The organism is Pseudomonas sp. PVC-5-1 (assembly GCF_057444345.1).
In genome coordinates, this window is sequence record NZ_CM172024.1 from 1,682,721 (window position 1) to 1,699,325 (window position 16,605).

13 protein-coding genes and 2 pseudogenes are annotated in these 16,605 nt (G+C 57.0%); 12 read left to right on the forward strand and 3 right to left on the reverse strand.

What is annotated here, in order from left to right; all coding sequences use genetic code 11:
* Nucleotides 1-27: 27 nt before the first annotated feature.
* Nucleotides 28-207 (forward strand): hypothetical protein, encoded by a 180-nt coding sequence (locus AC2T3R_RS07710; RefSeq protein ID WP_012271225.1) that lies wholly within the window; start codon nucleotides 28-30, stop codon nucleotides 205-207.
* Between the two features lie 121 nt (nucleotides 208-328).
* Here the strand turns inward: AC2T3R_RS07710 and AC2T3R_RS07715 are convergent, their stop codons facing one another.
* From AC2T3R_RS07715 to AC2T3R_RS07725, 3 genes are read right to left on the reverse strand one after another with little or no spacing between them, the layout of a single operon-like run.
* Nucleotides 329-922: a glutathione S-transferase gene (locus AC2T3R_RS07715; RefSeq protein ID WP_486744874.1), complete on the reverse strand. Its 594-nt coding sequence runs from the start codon at nucleotides 920-922 to the stop codon at nucleotides 329-331.
* Nucleotides 919-4,563: an AAA family ATPase gene (locus AC2T3R_RS07720; RefSeq protein WP_486744875.1), complete on the reverse strand. Its 3,645-nt coding sequence runs from the start codon at nucleotides 4,561-4,563 to the stop codon at nucleotides 919-921. The genes AC2T3R_RS07715 and AC2T3R_RS07720 overlap by 4 nt, the downstream gene beginning before the upstream one ends.
* Entirely contained in the window at nucleotides 4,560-5,798 is a 1,239-nt protein-coding gene (locus AC2T3R_RS07725; RefSeq protein ID WP_486744876.1) for an exonuclease SbcCD subunit D C-terminal domain-containing protein, read from the reverse strand. The genes AC2T3R_RS07720 and AC2T3R_RS07725 overlap by 4 nt, the downstream gene beginning before the upstream one ends.
* A 410-nt stretch (nucleotides 5,799-6,208) precedes the next feature.
* Between AC2T3R_RS07725 and tssI the strand changes: the two genes are divergently transcribed.
* From tssI to AC2T3R_RS07780, 11 genes and pseudogenes are all read left to right on the forward strand, one after another.
* Nucleotides 6,209-8,044 carry a type VI secretion system tip protein TssI/VgrG gene (gene tssI, locus AC2T3R_RS07730; RefSeq protein WP_486744877.1) on the forward strand — a complete coding sequence of 612 codons (1,836 nt, stop codon included), beginning with the start codon at nucleotides 6,209-6,211 and terminating at the stop codon, nucleotides 8,042-8,044.
* Between the two features lie 21 nt (nucleotides 8,045-8,065).
* A complete protein-coding gene (locus AC2T3R_RS07735) occupies nucleotides 8,066-8,659 on the forward strand; it encodes a DcrB-related protein (protein WP_367245650.1) in 594 nt (197 codons plus the stop codon).
* Nucleotides 8,656-9,876 (forward strand): PAAR domain-containing protein, encoded by a 1,221-nt coding sequence (locus tag AC2T3R_RS07740; protein ID WP_082810641.1) that lies wholly within the window; start codon nucleotides 8,656-8,658, stop codon nucleotides 9,874-9,876. Before AC2T3R_RS07735 ends, AC2T3R_RS07740 begins: the two co-directional genes overlap by 4 nt.
* 7 nt (nucleotides 9,877-9,883) lie before the next feature.
* Complete coding sequence (locus AC2T3R_RS07745) at nucleotides 9,884-10,603, forward strand: hypothetical protein (RefSeq protein WP_486744878.1); 720 nt, start codon at nucleotides 9,884-9,886, stop codon at nucleotides 10,601-10,603.
* A 123-nt stretch (nucleotides 10,604-10,726) separates the two neighbouring features.
* A pseudogene (locus AC2T3R_RS07750) lies at nucleotides 10,727-10,966 on the forward strand (contractile injection system protein, VgrG/Pvc8 family); the annotation flags it as partial.
* A gap of 14 nt (nucleotides 10,967-10,980) precedes the next feature.
* Nucleotides 10,981-11,583 (forward strand): suppressor of fused domain protein, encoded by a 603-nt coding sequence (locus AC2T3R_RS07755; protein WP_247847165.1) that lies wholly within the window; start codon nucleotides 10,981-10,983, stop codon nucleotides 11,581-11,583.
* Nucleotides 11,584-11,622: 39 nt separating this feature from the next.
* A pseudogene (locus tag AC2T3R_RS07760) lies at nucleotides 11,623-14,400 on the forward strand (RHS repeat-associated core domain-containing protein); the annotation flags it as partial.
* Nucleotides 14,394-14,810: an SMI1/KNR4 family protein gene (locus tag AC2T3R_RS07765; RefSeq protein ID WP_486744879.1), complete on the forward strand. Its 417-nt coding sequence runs from the start codon at nucleotides 14,394-14,396 to the stop codon at nucleotides 14,808-14,810. The pseudogene AC2T3R_RS07760 and the gene AC2T3R_RS07765, both read left to right, overlap by 7 nt.
* Before the next feature lie 70 nt (nucleotides 14,811-14,880).
* Nucleotides 14,881-15,273, forward strand: coding sequence for an HNH endonuclease signature motif containing protein (locus AC2T3R_RS07770; RefSeq protein WP_486744880.1), 393 nt, complete (start codon nucleotides 14,881-14,883; stop codon nucleotides 15,271-15,273).
* A 10-nt stretch (nucleotides 15,274-15,283) separates the two neighbouring features.
* Nucleotides 15,284-15,775, forward strand: a complete 492-nt coding sequence (locus AC2T3R_RS07775; RefSeq protein WP_486744881.1) for an SMI1/KNR4 family protein — start codon at nucleotides 15,284-15,286, stop codon at nucleotides 15,773-15,775.
* A gap of 33 nt (nucleotides 15,776-15,808) precedes the next feature.
* Nucleotides 15,809-16,255 carry a YrhA family protein gene (locus AC2T3R_RS07780; protein WP_486744882.1) on the forward strand — a complete coding sequence of 149 codons (447 nt, stop codon included), beginning with the start codon at nucleotides 15,809-15,811 and terminating at the stop codon, nucleotides 16,253-16,255.
* The last annotated feature ends 350 nt before the right edge of the window (nucleotides 16,256-16,605 follow it).

The window sequence follows — 16,605 nt, forward strand, 5'->3', positions numbered from 1 at the left end:
AAACCACCGCCGTCGAGGTCAGCCCAGATGAACTTCAATCTCTTCCCGGTCATTGCCGCATCCGCCATTTCCGCTTCGGTCGTATTGCCAGCGCATGCCCATGCCGACAGCAGCGGCAAGGCGTCCGCTACCCATAGCTACACCGAACAGTACCTGCGCCAGAGTGCCAATTTCCATGCGGCATTGAGTGGCAAGCACAACCACTGAATCCTGTACTGGCCCTATCGCCGGCAAGCCAGCTCCCACAGGGGTTGAGCATGCCTCAGGTCCAGCGCCGTACCTGTGGGAGCCGGCTTGCCGGCGATAGGGCCAGTACAGGAAACAGGGTTCATTTGGCCATTACGGCCTTGAACAGCTCCGAAGCCAGCCACCCCTCCAGCCAGCTCCGCACCCGCGGATAAGCCGCCTCGGCGAACCACTGCGGTTCGACCCCGGCAAACTGGCGCATCAGGGGCAGCAACGCGGCATCGGCAATGCTCGGGTGCGTGGCCAGCAAGTAGGGCCTGCCTGCCAGCAGGCCTTCGAGCTCCGCCAGCCAGGCCTCGGCCTGCTGGCGGTAATGCTCGCGGGTATGCTCGGGGTAGCGCTCGGCATACTTGTACAGGTTCACCTGCGCCTTGAACGTGCTGTCGTTGCGCGCAATCAGTGTTGCAGCCTGCTGCGCCGCCGCAGGGTCGGCCTGCAGCCGCCAGTCCTGCGGGTCGTTTTGCGCCAGCGCCCAGCGCATGATGTCCAGGCTTTCTTCGAGCACCCCGGCACCGGTATCCAGTACCGGCACCGTGCCCTTGGGTGACAAGGCCAGCAGTTCTGCCGGCTTGTTCTTCATCGCTACCTCGCGAATCTCCACCTCGCACCCCGCATAGCGCAGGGCCAGGCGCGCGCGCATGGCCCAGGGGCAGCGGCGGAACGAGTAGAGGATCACCCGCACACCTCCACGTCACTCAGGCCATTGCCTTGGCGGCGCACCTGGATCTGCACCGGGATGCGTTCGTGCATTTCCTGCACGTGGGAAATCACTGCCACCTTGCGGCCCTGGGCCTGCAAGCCGTCGAGGGCGTCCATGGCCAGTTGCAGCGACTCGGGGTCGAGGCTGCCGAAGCCTTCGTCGATGAACAGCGATTCGATGCGCAGCGTGCTGGAGGCCATCGAGGCCAGGCCCAGGGCCAGGGCCAGCGACACCAGGAAGGTTTCCCCGCCAGACAGCGAGTGCACCGAACGCAGTTCGTCACCCATCTCGGTGTCCAGCACCAGCAGGCCGAGGGCGCTGCCGCCGCGCTTGAGGCGGTAACGGCGGGCCAGCTGGCGCAGCTGGGCGTTGGCGTGGTGCAGCAGCAGGTCGAGGTTGTAGCCCTGGGCGATCTTGCGGAACACATCGCCCGAGGCCGAGCCGATCAGGGCGTTCAGGCGAGCCCAGCGTTGCCACTGCTGGTGGGCCTGTTCGATTTCCGCCGCCAGCGCCTGGTGCGCCTGTTGGCGACGCTGGTCATCGGCCTGCTGTGCACGCAGTTCGGCGCATTGCTGCTCATGGCCGGCCAGGCGTTCGCGCAGTTCGGTCAGGGCCTGTTCCAGGGCGTCGGCCGAGGTGTCCACAGTCATTTGCGCGGCATGTTGCTGCAGGCGTTGTTCACGTTCCTGCAGCAGCACGCGGCCCTGTTCGATGGCCTTTTCGGCGCCTTGCAGGCGCTGGCGCAGCTCATTTACCTGCGCGTCCTCCATGCCCAGCAGGCGATCCAGGCCGGCGTCGTCCAGTTCCGGGTGTTCTGCGCGCCACTGGGCGATCTGGCCCTGCAACTGCTGGCACTCGGCGTCCAGCGCCTGCTGCTGCTGGGTGTTGGCCTTGAGTTCGCTGGCCAGTTGCACGCCTTGGGTACGCAAGTCCTGCAGGCGCTGGGCAGTGTCGGCATCGAGGGCACGGGCCTGCTCCAGCGCGGCGTCCATATGCTGTTGCCAGGCCTCGGCGCTTGCATGCCCGCCAAGCAGTTCGCCAAGCGAAGCCTGGGCCTGTTGGCGCTGCTCGTCGAGGGCGGCAAGTTTCTGCTGCAGCTGCTGCTGGGTCTGCACGCGTGCCTGCTGCTGGTCGCGCAGCTTGTCCAGCTGGGCCTGGCGGGCTTGCTGTTCTTCCTGTTCGTCCTTGCGCTGCTCCAGTTGCTGCAGGCGCAGGGCGATCTGCTGGTCCAGGGCGAGGAAGGCATTGGCCGGGTCGTCGTTCAAGGCCTTGAGGGCCTCTTCGGGCAATACGCCGGCAAGGTCCTCAAGGCCTTGCTGCAACTGCTGCTCGTCACTGGCCAGGGCCTGGTGCTGTTGCTCCAGGTGGCGCTGGGCCTGCTGTTGCGCCTGCTGGGCGGCCTGCAGTTGCTGGTTGAGACGGGCTGCATCTTTTTGCAGGGCGAGCAGGGCGCTCTGGCGTTTCTCGTCCTGGCCGATTTCTTCGTCCAGGCGCCGCAGCTGGCTGTCGAGCCAGGCACTGCGGGCATTGTCGTCCTGCGGGGCCAGGGCGGGCCACAGGCTGTGCGCCTGCACCTGGGCCACCAGCGGTTGTAGCTGCTCGCCCAGTTGCTGCTGTTGCTGCTGGTAATCCTTGAGCTGGGCGTTGACCACGCCCAGCTGGGTGCGCAGCTCCACCAGCTTGCTGTTGAGGGTTTCGACCTGCTTCTGCGCCGCGTCTTCCTCGGCCTGGTCATGGCGACCCAGGCTTTGCAGCAGCGCTTCAGGCTGGTGGAACGGGTGCTCGGCGCTGCCGCACACCGGGCAGGGTTCGCCGTCGCGCAACTGGCCGCGCAACTCTTCGACGCTGGTGTTACGTGCCAGGCGCTGGCGTTCCAGCAACTGGCGGGTGAGGTTGAGCGCTTGCTCGGCGGCTTCCAGCTCGGCCTTGGCGGCGGTGCCTTCGGTAATCAGTTGCTGGCGCTGCTGCATGGCCTGCTGCTGACGCACGCGCACGGCCTCCAGCTGCTGGCGCAGTTCCAGTTCACGGCCATGCAGGCGTGACAGCTCTTCCACGGCGCGCTGCTGCTTGCGGTTGTCCTGCAGCATGCCGCCCAGCAGGTCGATCTGTTCTGCCAGGGCCTGGGGTTCGGCCTTGGCTTCGCGGAACAGCAGCTCGAAGGCATCGCGCTCGGCCTGCAAGTGCGCATTGGCCTGGCTGGCCTGGGCCTGTAGACCAGGCAGCTCTTCACGGCCCTTGGCCAGGCGGCCACCGATCAGCATCACTTGCTTCAGTTGCGGCAGGTAGGCGTGCCAGGCGTTGGCCAGGCCCGCCAGGTGCTGGCTGTCGGCGAGCGCGGTGTCGATCTGCGCCAGTTGCTGCAGGCTGCGCTGCTGGTTGTCTTCCAGCTGCTGCAGGTGCTGCTGGCCTTCGGCGACCTGCTGCTCGGCCTGCTGGCTGGCACTGCGCTGTGCTGCCAGCTCCTGGTCCAGGCGGGCCAGGTTGTCCTGGGCGGCAAAGGCCTGGCGCAGGCGAGGGGCGTTCTCGCTGTGTTGGGCCTGGCTATCGGCAAGCGCCTGACGCGCGGCGTCCAGCGCCTGCTCGAGCTCGCTGGTGCGCACTTGCAGCTCGGCTTGCTGCTGCTGTTGTTCGGCGATCTTCGCTGCCAGCGGTGCCAGTTGCGCGGTCAATGTCTGCTGGCGGTGGAACTGGTGACGCTGCGGGGCCAGGCGCTCCAGGCGCACCAGGTCCAGGCGCTGGTCAGCCAGTTGTTGCCATTCCTGTTCGGCGGCTTGCAGCGCGGTGCCGGCTTCGGCGTGCTGGTCCTGCAACTGGCGCTGCTCGTTCAGCCAGTTGCGTTGCTGTTCCAGCTGGCGCTCGCCGGCCTGGTCGGCCTTGAATTGCTGTTGCGCCTGTTCCAGGCGCTGGTCGAGCTCGGCGCGTGCTTCGGCGGCCATCGGCAGCAGGTGGCTGGCACGGTCCTTCAGGGCATTGTGGGCCTCGCCGGCTTCGCGGGCCTTGCTGAAGGCGCGCTGGCCCAGGCGGGTGTAGATGGCGGTGTTGGTGAGCTTTTCCAGCAGCTCGCTGCGTTCTTTGTCGTCGGCCTTGAGGAAGGCGCCGAATTCGCTCTGGGCCAGCATCACCGCGCGGGTGAACTGTTCGAAGTTCAGGCCCAGGCGGGCTTCGACCAGTTGTTTGTACTCGTTCTTGCCGCTGCCCAGTACCTGCTCGCTGTCCAGATCGTAGAAGCTCTGGCGGCTGTGCTGCAGCTTGCCGTTGGCCTTGTCGCGGGCGCGGTTGGCTTCCCAGCGGGCGCGGTAGCGGCGGCCATCGATGCCGACGAAATCGACTTCGGCAAAGCCGCTGCCGGTGCCGCGGCGCAGCAGGTTGCGCGGGTCGGAGGTAGGGATTTCACCGTCTGCATCCGGCACCTTGGCCTCGCGGCCAATGTCGTTCAGCCGTGGCACGGTGCCGAACAACGCCAGGCACAGGGCGTCGAGCAGGGTACTCTTGCCCGCCCCGGTAGGCCCGGTGATGGCGAACAGGCCGGCGCTGGCCAGCGGTTCGGCGGTGAAATCGATATCGACCGGGCCGGCCAGGGATGCCAGGTTCTTCAGGCGGATGGCAAGAATCTTCATGGCTGTTCCTCTTCCTGCTGCACGTCCTGCAACAGCAGGGCGAAGTCGGCCAGCGCCTGTTCGTCGGCGGGGTTGCCATAGGCCTGCTCCCAGGCGCGGGTGAACAGGTCCTGCGGGGTCATCTGGGCCAGTTCGACAAAGGCCAAGTCATCGTCTTCGGCATTGTTGCGGCCGGCGTATTCGGCGCTGATGCGGATCAAGCGCACGGCCTTGCCTTGCAGTGCGGTTTCGATCTGCTGGCGCAGGTCGGGTTGCGGCTCATCCAGTATCACCCGCACCTCCAGCCAGGGCTGGCGGTTGGGGTCTTCGAGCAGGTCGATCACTGGCAGCTCGGCCAACTGCTCCAGCAGTTCGCCCAGTGGTGCCGGGCCGACCCGTTGCAGGGCCACGGCGCGCGGTACCGGGCGCGGTTCGACGCTGACCAGGCCAGTGCCGTCCAGCTCCACTTCCAGCACTTGGTGCGGGTAGTTGATTTCGGCGAACGACAGCGGGATCGGCGAGCCGCTGTAGCGGATGCGTTCTTCGCGGTTGACCTTCTGCGGCTTGTGCAGGTGGCCCAGGGCGACGTAGCTGATGGCCTTGTCGAACAGCTTGGCCGGTAGCGCCTCGGCGTTGCCGATGATCAGGCTGCGCTCCGAGTCCTCCGACACCGCGCCACCGGCCATGTGCGCGTGGCTGATGGCGATCAGCGCCTGGTCCTTCTTGCGCTTCTTTTGCGCGGCGGCGATCAGCTGCTGGTGCACCTGGGTGATACCTTGCAGGTAGTCGTCGCCCAATTGCGGGCCGGTCACCTCGGCCGGGCGCAGGAAGGGCAAGGCCAGGCACCAGGCAGCGACCTTGCCGCGGCCGTTGGTCAGCGGAATCAGCAGGCGCTCGGCATCCAGCTGGCCCTCGTCCAGCCAGTGCACACGGCCCAGGGCATGGGTGCGCAGGCGGCGCATCAGCGCCGCGGGCAGCTCGATGCGCGAGCCGGAGTCGTGGTTGCCGGCGATCATCACGATGTCCAGCTTCGGCTGTTGCTCGTGGGCCTGGACGATGAAGTCGTAGAGACGTTCCTGGGCTTTGACCGGCGGGTTGACCGTGTCGAAGATATCGCCAGCGATCAGCAGCGCATCCGGCTGGCGCAGGCGCAGCTGGCCGAGCAGCCAGTCGAGGAAGCAGGCGTGTTCGAAGTCGCGTTCCTGGCCGTGCAGGCTTTGGCCCAGGTGCCAGTCGGAGGTATGAAACAGACGCATGGATGACCTGTTGGTGTCGAGTCGAGCAAGCGGGGGCTTGGCGTGAATGATGGGCTTCGCGGAGCCGGGTATGGTAACCCAAGGCAGTACGGCAGGGCAGTTGCTGCCCGCAGGTAAGTGCGAGTGCCGGTTATTTTGTAACTCCCTGATTCTGCGGGGCCCTGTGGGAGCGGGTTCACCCTCGACCAAGGGCAAAGCCCTTGCCAGGCGCATATTTTGCCGCAAAGTGGCGCCGTTGCTGAGTTGGCGTTCCATCTCGACGATGGGTACTTGCGTGCTGTGTAGGAAAGCGTGAAATCACCCGGTTTCTCGGTCCTACAAGCGCACATTTCCCTCAACATATCGTTCATTGTTAGCCCCTCGATCATTGCCCTAACCTCCGAGCGCTTCGAGCATTCAAGGACAATGCAATGATCATGGACTTGGCCGAGCGCCTTACGCCGCAGCATCGCCGACTGTTCAAGTTTCATCATTTGGCTGACCCCGACCAGCCTCTGCTGCTGGAATGTTTCAAGGGCGCCGAAGGCCTTTCGCAGCCGTTCGCCTACGAGCTGCTGTTGATCTGCGACGGGCCGCACCTAGCGCTCAAGTCGATGATCGGCCAGCAGGTGAGCATCGAGATCGAACTGGCCGACGCCGCGCCGCGCTTCATCAACGGCTACCTCTCCCGCTTTGCCAGTCTGGGTAGCGATGGCGCCCTGGACCGCTACAGTGCGATCCTGAGCCCTTGGCTGACGATGCTCAGGCACCGCACCGACACGCGCATCTTCCAGAACTGCACGGTCGCAGAGGTGCTCGCTGACGTTTTCGCCCTGTATCCACGCTACGTTGCCTATGCGCTGCGCTTGAGTCGTGTGCACAAGCGCTACACCTACATCACCCAATACCGCGAAAGCGACCTCAACTTCGTCCAGCGCCTGCTGGATGAAGCAGGGCTGTTTTACTTCTTCGAGCACAGTGCTGAAGCTCACACGTTGATCATCTGCGACGACTCCACCCTGCTCGACGCGCTCCCCGAGCAAGCGCAAATCCGCTTCCACAGCGCCTCGGTCACCGAAACCGCCGACTCGATCACCCAGTGGTGCGGTCATCGCCAGTTGCAGGCCGGCAGCATGGCCGCGCAGACCTTCGACTACCGCCAACCGCGCAACCGCCTGCCGGTGGCCATGCGCAGCCTGAACGAGCAGGGCGCCGTGCAGCGCTTCGAGGTCTACGACCCCGGCCAGTACACGCACAGCACATATGACGAAGGCGAGGCGTTGTTGCGGCTACGCATCGAAGCACTGGAACTGCGCGGCAAGCAGTTCGAAGGCGCCAGTAACTGCCGCGCCATGAAGCCCGGCTACGCCTTCGAGCTGCTGCAGCACTACGCCCACGACCAGGGTGCCGTCGAAGACCGCCAGTTCCTGCTGATGAGCGTGGAAAGCGAAGGCCACAACAACTACCTTACCGGCCAGCAGGCCAGCTACTTCAACACCTTCAGCTGCGTGCGCAAGAAGATCCCGTTCCGCCCGCAACTGAGCACGCCCAAGCCGACCATCGCCGGCCCGCAGACCGCGATCATCGTCGGCCCACCGGGTGAGGAGATCTTCACCGACGAACTGGGCCGGGTGAAGATCCAGTTCCACTGGGACCGCAATGGCAAGTACAACGACCACAGTTCGTGCTGGGTGCGCGTCGCCCAATCCGGTGCCAGCGGCGGCTTCGGCAGCATCCAGATCCCGCGTGTGGGCGACGAAGTGGTCGTGGTGTTCCTCGACGGAAACCCCGACCGCCCGCTGATCATGGGCAGCCTGTACAACAGCACCAACACCCCGCCATGGTCGCTGCCGGCGAACAAGACCCAGAGTGGTTTCCTGACCCGCTCTACTAAAGGTAAAGGGTCGAACGCGAACTTCTTCCGTTTCGAAGACAAGGCTGGTGCTGAGCAGATCATCATGCACGCCGAGCGCAATCTGGATACTGAGGTTGAGGCAGATGACAGTCTCAAGGTGGGCGGGAATAGAACTATCACTGTCGAGGGCAGACATTCCGAAACCATTAAGCTGGAAACCAGTATTGCGGTGGAGGAGGGCTCGTATTTTGTGACGGTGGACCAGGGTGAGGTAAAAATAAAAGCGGCAAAGTCAATCACCTTGGAGGTGGGAAAAAGCACGCTTGTAATGAACTCGGATGGCACGATTACACTGTCAGGCATCTCCGTGGACGTTGCAGGCAGCAAAATAATCAATTTGAACAAGTCTTGATTAGCGACAAGGAAAAGTCCCATGCGTAGAAACATCTACGATCGATTATCTGAACGGCGTGAACGCGAAGAGCGCCTTGAGCGTGAGCGTCTAGAAGAGGAGGCTCGCAATGCAGAGCCCCCTCCACCAGAGCGTTTTCTTACAAATGAGTTGAGTTTCATTCGTCCAGAGAATTTAAAAGACAAGACATTTCACGTCTTTACTCTGACGGACATCGGACCTAGCCCGTTCTCGTTCGTCGTGGGGCGTTCGCCGGTGGAGCCGGATACGGACTTGGAGACGCTTGCGCAACAACTGCTTGGTGAGTTGAAAAAGACGTTGTCCCATGTTCAGTGGATCGAACCGGTTTCCCCGGTAGAGGTAGCTGGATTAGAGGCCCGACGTGTCGAGTTCCGTTGGCGACAACAAGGCCAACCGGTTCATCAAGTACAGCTAATTTTTCTGCATCAGGATGAGTACAAGCGGCCTTTGCTCATGCAAATTACCGGTACGAGCAACAGTCCCAAAGGCATGACGGCGGAGGAGCGTAGTGCTTTCGATAGGTTGGTTGAAAGTCTTCAACTGCGCTATCTGCCTGTGAACGAGGGGGATGCTGAACAGGCCGAATCAGCATGACTGCGGCTGCTGCGAGACTAGATGATCCAATCGAGCACTCCAGCGCTTTAGGTGGATTGCTTGCTGGCTTAGCAATTGGTGCAGGCGCGGTACTCATAGGTATTGCCGTTATCGGGACCGGCGGGCTTGGGGCTGTAGCGCTAGCCGCGATGGTTGGAGCGGGAGCAGCCACTGGCGCTGGAATCGGTCAACTGATTGGTAGCCTATCTTTCGCTTGTAGTGAAACAGGGCAAATACGATCAGGCTCAAGTAACGTTTATATAAATGGGAAGCCTGCTGCGAGGGCTCATCTGGATAATGCCGAGTGTTCGGATCATCCAGGGGGACCTAAGATATTGGCCCAGGGTAGTGACTCGGTTTATATCAATGGTCAGCCTGCGGCTCGAGTCGGTGACCGGACAGTTTGTGATGCAAAAATAAGTGCTGGCTCCCCTAATGTGTGTATAGGAGGGGGAACAGCGACGACTGATGCAATTGACCCGGAAGTTCCTGTTTGGCTTGAGCGTGCGGTGATGGCGTTGGGGCTGGCTAGTGCTTTTGTACTGGCAAGTCCAGTGTTGGTGATGGCGGGGTTGGCTGGTGGTATTGCGGGCGGAATGGCTGGGCATTGGGCTGGCGGTGAGCTATTTGGTGAAGGTTCTGATGGCCAGAAACTGATGGCATTTGGTGGGGCTTTGCTTGGAGGGGGTATTGGCGCAAAGGGTGGCAAAGCCTTTGATGCCCGTTACGAAATTAAAGTGCAAGGTTTTGGTTCTAACCTTGGAAACGTTAAGGCAGTGCCGAAGAAAGTACCCGTGGATAGCCCTGATGCTAGTCCGCCATTGCGGGGGGCGGATGGTAGGTTTGTTAAGACCAGTGAGAACCCTGTTCAGTATAATCGAAAATCCCAATATCCAAGTGGTTATCGTGCGGGTGTTAAAGATAAGGTCTTGGATGCTAATACTATCCAAGATGGACCAGATGCAGGGAAAATTCTTACAGCTGATATGGATGTTGTCCATAGGAACGATCCCCGAATCACAATTGAACACAACAAGCCAGTCGTTGAACACTGGAACGGACAAGGCTATAATTCTACTCGCGCTGCACGGAATGATTTTTACAATGAAGTAGATAATATGAGTATTCGATTGCGTTCTGCTAACAGTTCCGGTGGCGCTAAAATGGCTGCGGATGGCGTGAGGTATAGGCAGGACGTAGGGCCTGATTATGAATGAGGTTGGTATGTTCTCTAAAGATGACTTATTGCAGTCCTTTGCTTGCGTGGAAGAATACGCCGGTTGCTATTTTTTTCAGCACAAGCTTCCAAAAGTGGTATATGAATATTGTTTGAAAAGTACAGATAGGAAAGATTTGCTGGTTATATCTGAGGGCGTAAGTGACAGGGTGTTTTCTGTGGAGGTTGTTGAGCAGGCGCCTGACTCCTTGAGTCAGGATAAGACTATAATATTCGATATTGCGCCGAATAAGTATGGTTTTACTCATGTGTTGGTTGTGCCCAATACTTATCACGGCAGCTTGAAAGGACGGCTGGACGGTAAGCGAGGGAACTTGTATCTTTGTATTCCTATACATCGGTGTGAATTTTCGGGAGGCGAATCTGAGGGTGAATTTAAAGAAATGATTCAGCGTATGATTCCTGTCTTTCGTTGGAATAGGAGCGCTTGTCCTAAAATTAAAGTGTATTTTGATAATCCGGGGACTGAAGCCGGCACCGATGAGTCTGGCGTGTTGATGAAGTATCCTGCACTATTATCAGAGATAGAGAATCTCAATGGTGTAGTTAGTGGATTTATTGAGATTACAAACTATAAGGGCGAAGTGGTGGAAGTCCTATCTCCAAAAAAAGAGGTGTTTACTCTAGTTCGTAACCGGAAAGATGAAGAAGTGCTCACGCATTCTCAATTGGTCGAGGTTTTGAACGGTTTTATTTTTGCTGGATGATGGCGTTTGCTAGGCAGAAGTTTCTGGGATTGGCGGTCTTTAAAATGCAAATTTTAGGTGACGACTGCTGGCGTTGAGGCGGTCGGATGTTTTGCTTTCTATTTTAACACTGGCCCTGGCGAGATTGCCGAAGACTCCGGCGTACCGCTGAAGTCGATGATGGGCCAGCACGTCAGCATCGAAATCGAGTTGGCCGAAGGCGCCCGCGCTATATACCTGACGCGCTTTGCCAGCATCAGCAGCATGGCCCGTTACACCGCCACCTTCAACCCGTGGTTCGCGATGCTCAAGAACTGCTTCGACACGCGGATCTTCCAGGGCACCACGGTCGAGGAAGTGGTCACCGAAGTGTTCGCCATCTATATTTGGGTCCGTAAATGACTATTCCAAGCGAACAGTGCAAGGCAGTAGCTAGGCATGCTTTGAAGGTTTTTGGGGGTGAGCTCAAGGTTCAAGCTTATTATGATGACTTTAGAAGTATTTCGGTAGATGTACTGACTACCCTGGACTCTTTGCATGTGGGGGTGAAGTCTTTAGGTACGATAGGGTTGTCGGAAGTTCCACTATTTGCTGGTGATGGCGAGGAATTTTCTACTCGTGTAGAGCTCTGTGCCGGGGCTTTGACTGAAGAGACCTACTGGGAAAATGCAATAGCTTCCGCAGCTTTCTTTATCCGAAAAAGCCAACGTTATGTAATGCCGGGTGATGTAATTGTTGATGTGTTCAATGATTACCTAAAGGCTCCAAAAAAGCCTCATATGTATTTGACAATTCCTTTCATGTGGAACGATGCTCATTTTCCACAGCTTGAATTTAACTCGCTAAAAATAAATTGGTTGCAGTGCATAGCGATTTATGAAGATGAGCGTGCTTTCATCGAGAAATTCGGAGGCGATGTTTTTGACGATTTGTTGTCTGATCAAGAGATAAATACGCTTGATCCTGATCGTCTTCCTGTTGATCTATCTCGATTTAAGTGATTTTAATTTGGTTTTACGGGGGCGGCAGCTGATAGTGGCCTCGATGCCCGCACCAGTTGGGCCACCGACGTGCTCGGCCGTGAATTGGAGGTACAGTACAACCCCGACCACCGGGTGATCGCCAGCCGCGACTACGGCGGCGAACGCTACGCCACCGAGCTGGACGACAATGGCAACATGGTCGACCTGACCTTGGCGGACGGTAGCTGCCTGCAATTCAAGTACGACGAATTCTCCCGTCTGCTCGAAGAGACCGACCCGCTGGGCCGCAAGACCACCTACGAATATCACCACCTGACCACGCTGGTGACCCAGGTCAGTTACCCGGATGGCAGCACCTGGCGGGCGCGCTACGACGACAAGGGCAACCTGCTCGCCGAATTCGATGCCCTGGGTCAAATGACCGAATACCTGAACAGCGACGACGGCCTGCCGCACACCATCATCGACGCTACCTACAAGTCCAAGTACCTGTGGTGGAACACCTTGGCACAGGTCGAGCGTTACCAGGATTGTTCGGGCAAGAACACCTGGTACCGCTACGACGAACGCCAGCACCTCGTCGCGGTAACCGATGCGCTGAACCAGACCACCACGCTGGAGCGCAAGCCCGACGGTGAGGTGCTGCGCATCAGCCATCCCGACGGCACGGCGGAAACTTTCACCTACAACGACCTTGGTCAGGTGCTCGACCACACCGATGGCAAAGGCCAGATCACCCGCCTGCTACGCACTTCCCGTGGTTTGCCGAGTAACCGCCGGGACCCGAAAGGAGGTGTGGTTCGTTACGAGTACGACAAGGCTTGGCGCCTGACCGGGTTGGTGAACGAGAACAACGCCACGTACCGCTTTGCCTATGACGCCTCGGACCGGCTGACTGAAGAAGTGCGGGTGGATAACCTGACCCGGCGTTTCAGCTACAACCTCGGCGGCCATCTGACCCGGCTGGATGAGATTGGTTATGGCGAAAATGCCGAGCGCCCGGAACGTCATACGCTATTCGAGCGTGACACTATTGGCCGGTTGGTCGCCAAGATCAACCGCGATGCGAGCCAGACCTTCGCGTACGACGACGGCGACCGGTTGCTGAGCATCGAGCGGCAGCCTACCGGGATCGGCAAGCAGCTTGGGATCACGGAAGAGAAGCTGGAGTACACCTACGATCTGCTGGGGCGGCTGACCAAAGAAATCACCCCCGACGGCACGCTCGGCTACGAGTACGATCCGCTCGGCAACCTGACTACGCTGACCCTGCCGGATGGCCGCAAGGTCAATCACCTGTACTACGGCAGTGGGCATCTGCACCAACTGAACCTGGACGGTCAGGTGATCAGCGACATGGAGCGTGATGACCTGCACCGCGAGGTTTACCGGACCCAGGGCAAGCTCACCAGTTGTTTCGGTTATGACGCGATGGGGCGCAAGGCGTGGCAATACGCATCGATGCTGCCGGCCGACAAGCTCTCGCAGGTGCACAACACCGGTATCAATACCTCATTGCTGGTGGAGCATGCGTACAACCCGATTCACCGCCGTTATCAGTACGACCCGGCAGGTGAACTGGTGCGTACGCTCGACAAGCTGTGTGGCGAGATCAAGTACGAGTACGAAGCGAACGGCCAGTTGCGCAGCCGCGATACGGGCTCGCTGGTTGGCAGCGAAGAGTTTCGTTACGACCCTGCGGGCAACCGCCTGGATTTCAATGCCCGGCAATTTGCCAAGTCCAGGGACAACCGCATCACACACTGGCGGGACCAGGAGTACCGTTACGACCCGTGGGGCAACCTGATCGAAAAATGCTCGGAATATGGCAACCGGTTGCAGCGCTTCGGTTATGACGGTGAAAACCGGCTGGTGCGGGCGGAGACATGGGTCAATGGCAAGCTGGAGAGTGCCGGGCACTACCGTTATGACAGCCTGGGGCGGCGGGTGGCCAAGCTGGCTGAGATCAATGGGCAGGTCGAGCAGAAGCGCTTCCTCTGGCAAGGGCTGAGGATGCTGCGTGAGGAGACGCCCGGGCAGAGCATCCTGTACCTGTATGAGCCGGGTAGCTATGCGCCGTTGGCGCGGGTTGATCAGGTGGAAGGGGAGGAGCAGAAGCTCTATTACTTCCATACGGACCAGATTGGTACGCCGCTGGAGGTCACGGACAGTGACGGTAAGATCGTCTGGCAGGCGACGTTTCGCTCGTGGGGGGCAATAGAGAGTCTGCCGATCAATGAGATCGAGCAGAATTTGCGTTTCCAAGGTCAGTACTTTGATAGCGAAACGGGACTGCACTACAACACGTTCCGGTACTATGGTCCTGAGATAGGGCAATTTATCACCCAAGACCCAATTGGCTTGGGCGGAGGATGGAATCTCTATAAATATGCCAACAATCCAGTTGTTTGGGTTGATCCCTTTGGATTGGATGCATTAAGCACTCTTGCCGAGCGTGGTTATTTTGGTATAACTAAAACACTAGGTGGTGGGCTAGATTATTCTGGTAGCAATGCGCTTTATGCGAAAAAACCAGGGGTCAATCCCATAGTGGTAATTGAATATACAGGAAATTATATTGAGGACTTTGAGGCTGCAAACAACGTGGCCGAATTAAATCAAAAAACCACGCCGCGAGGCTATGTGTGGCATCATGTGGATGACTATAATCCTAAAACCAATAAAGGCACTATGCAATTAGTAGAGCAGAGGGCTCATCAAGGTGTTCCTCATAATGGAGGAGTATCTCAATATAAAGCTGCAACCGGAAAAGCTTATACGTTCCCAGCCAGAAAGCCAGTGGCCGCGAAAAAAGCAGGAGGAATTTCATGTTAGATCTTGAAGGGTCTGAATCCAGTATTGATGTCGGTGATTTTTCAGAAATTGAAACTTTGGCAAATGGTAAGCTTCCGATCCTATTTAAGGAAATTTATCTTAGGAACAATGGCGGATTTCCCAGAATTACCGAGGTGGAAGGTGATGAGTATGTATTTAGTATAAATGGTTTCAATTCGGTAAAATTCGGGGAGCTACCGATAGAAAAATTAATGCAAGAATATAATGCTCAAGATAAGGCTTTGCATGGCTATGTGCCTTTTGCATATGACGATGGTGGCAACAGTTTCATGCTTTCTCTGAGGGAGGAAGACGCTGGAACTGTATATTTACTAATTCAAGATGGTCTGCAAATGGAGAGGGTCTGTGCGAGATTTGATGATTTCGTAAATTCGCTGAGCATTGGGTGAGATAGTTGTTTTATTAAGGTGAGGTTCAGTTGTGAAAGTGCTGGATTCAATCGCTTAGCAAGAACTGTTTATGGGGTTGATAGATGTTGCGGCAATCGAGGTTGAACCGGAGTGCGTTGAGGTTTTCGCTCGGTTTGATTCTGCTAAGCAGCGTGCGCCTGAACTGTGCTCTGACTTTGCCGAGGCTTACAAACAGGCTGGACTGACAAAGACTCAAGTGAAATCAATAGGCAAATACACTTGGCACCATTTGGACGATTTCGATCCTGTAACGGGTAAAGGCACTATGCAGTTAGTAACACAGTCCGCTCACGAAGCTTCGTTGCCGCATACTGGTTCAGTCGCGCAATTCGAAAAACATTTTGGTTTGCCTTCTGGATCTTATGGCACGCCTGAAGCTGTAGCTATCTCACAGGGTTGGCTAAAAGGCCGCCCACAGAAAATAACATTTACAACTTGTTGAGGATTCTATAATGGATGACTTTGAATTGTTTGATTCTGGTGCTCCCGTCTCGATATCAGATATTGATAACCTTGAGTCTGAAATTGGCATAAAATTTCCAGCAGACTTCAGGGAGCTTTACCTGTCTTTCAATGGAGGCACTCCGAATCGGGAGTTTTGGGCGGGCGATGAAAATTATGAGCCGATTAGAATTGAAGATTTTAAAAGCATCGCCAGCGCTGAAATCGTTGACAAAGACGAGACTAAATACATAGGCGGATGCTTCAATTTGATGGTGCATAGGAACGTATTGCCAGCACATTTGGTACCTTTTGCCGTTGATGAGGCAGGTAATTTTATTTGCCTTGATAAAGAAGGAGGTAGTGTTATTTATTTTGCGGTTGATGTTTTTCAGCCGGATATTGACATGCGCATAAATCACATTAACGCGCAAAAGATGTTGTCCTCTTCGTTTCGTGTGTTTATTGACTCCTTGGTTGGTGAGGATGAGGTCGATCAGTAGATTCCTTGAGGGGCGTGCATATTAGGTCATTAGATGATTGAAATGAAAATGATGATCGACAAGTTGTCTGGTACGCCTGCACTTATTCCCGGTGCATCCGAAGAAGATCTGGAGTTATTTGTTCAGCGCTGTCAGTTGGCGTTGCTTGCTATGCCACCCTCAGAGTATCTGGAGCTATTAGGTGTTTGTAATGGGGCTGCGGAGAATGGCGTTTTTTTGTATTCAACTCACCGAATACCATTTTCGGATTGTGCTGGTGAGACCAATGATTTTATAGAGATGAATTTAAATTGGCGTGATTTGGAATGGATGAAGGATTACTTGGTTTTTGGAGAAAGTGATGTGGATGTGTATGTGCTAGAAGTGCCCTCAAAAATATACCAGGTGAGGGATCGCCAGGCCTTCGATAATGTTTACTGTGAGTTTTCAACATTTAATGAAATGGTAAGTCATATGTTTGGTTTGATGGCGGTCGGGTGAGTTTTTAAGGGGCAGTTTTCCAATTTCTGATAGAGTGCGATCCATGAACTCCCCCTGCTACAAGATGGGGCTCAATTTGCCGTGGCATCTCTGGCCCCATGAAAAAACCTGCGCCTCCTGGGTTTGAGGTTACGAGACCTCTACATGCGGATTGTTCCGATGAAGGAATATACAGAAATGGAAGGTTTTTCTCGATTGGCTTCGAGGATCAAGTAAAGGTGTTAAACTATGAATCAAACTTCCAAGGGTCGAGTGAAGTAGTAAATACCTAAAAGAGGGCAAGATCATTTTCCGGATGGGGGTTATATAAAAATGGAGATATCCCTGTTGATCCAGAGTTTCGTTTTTCC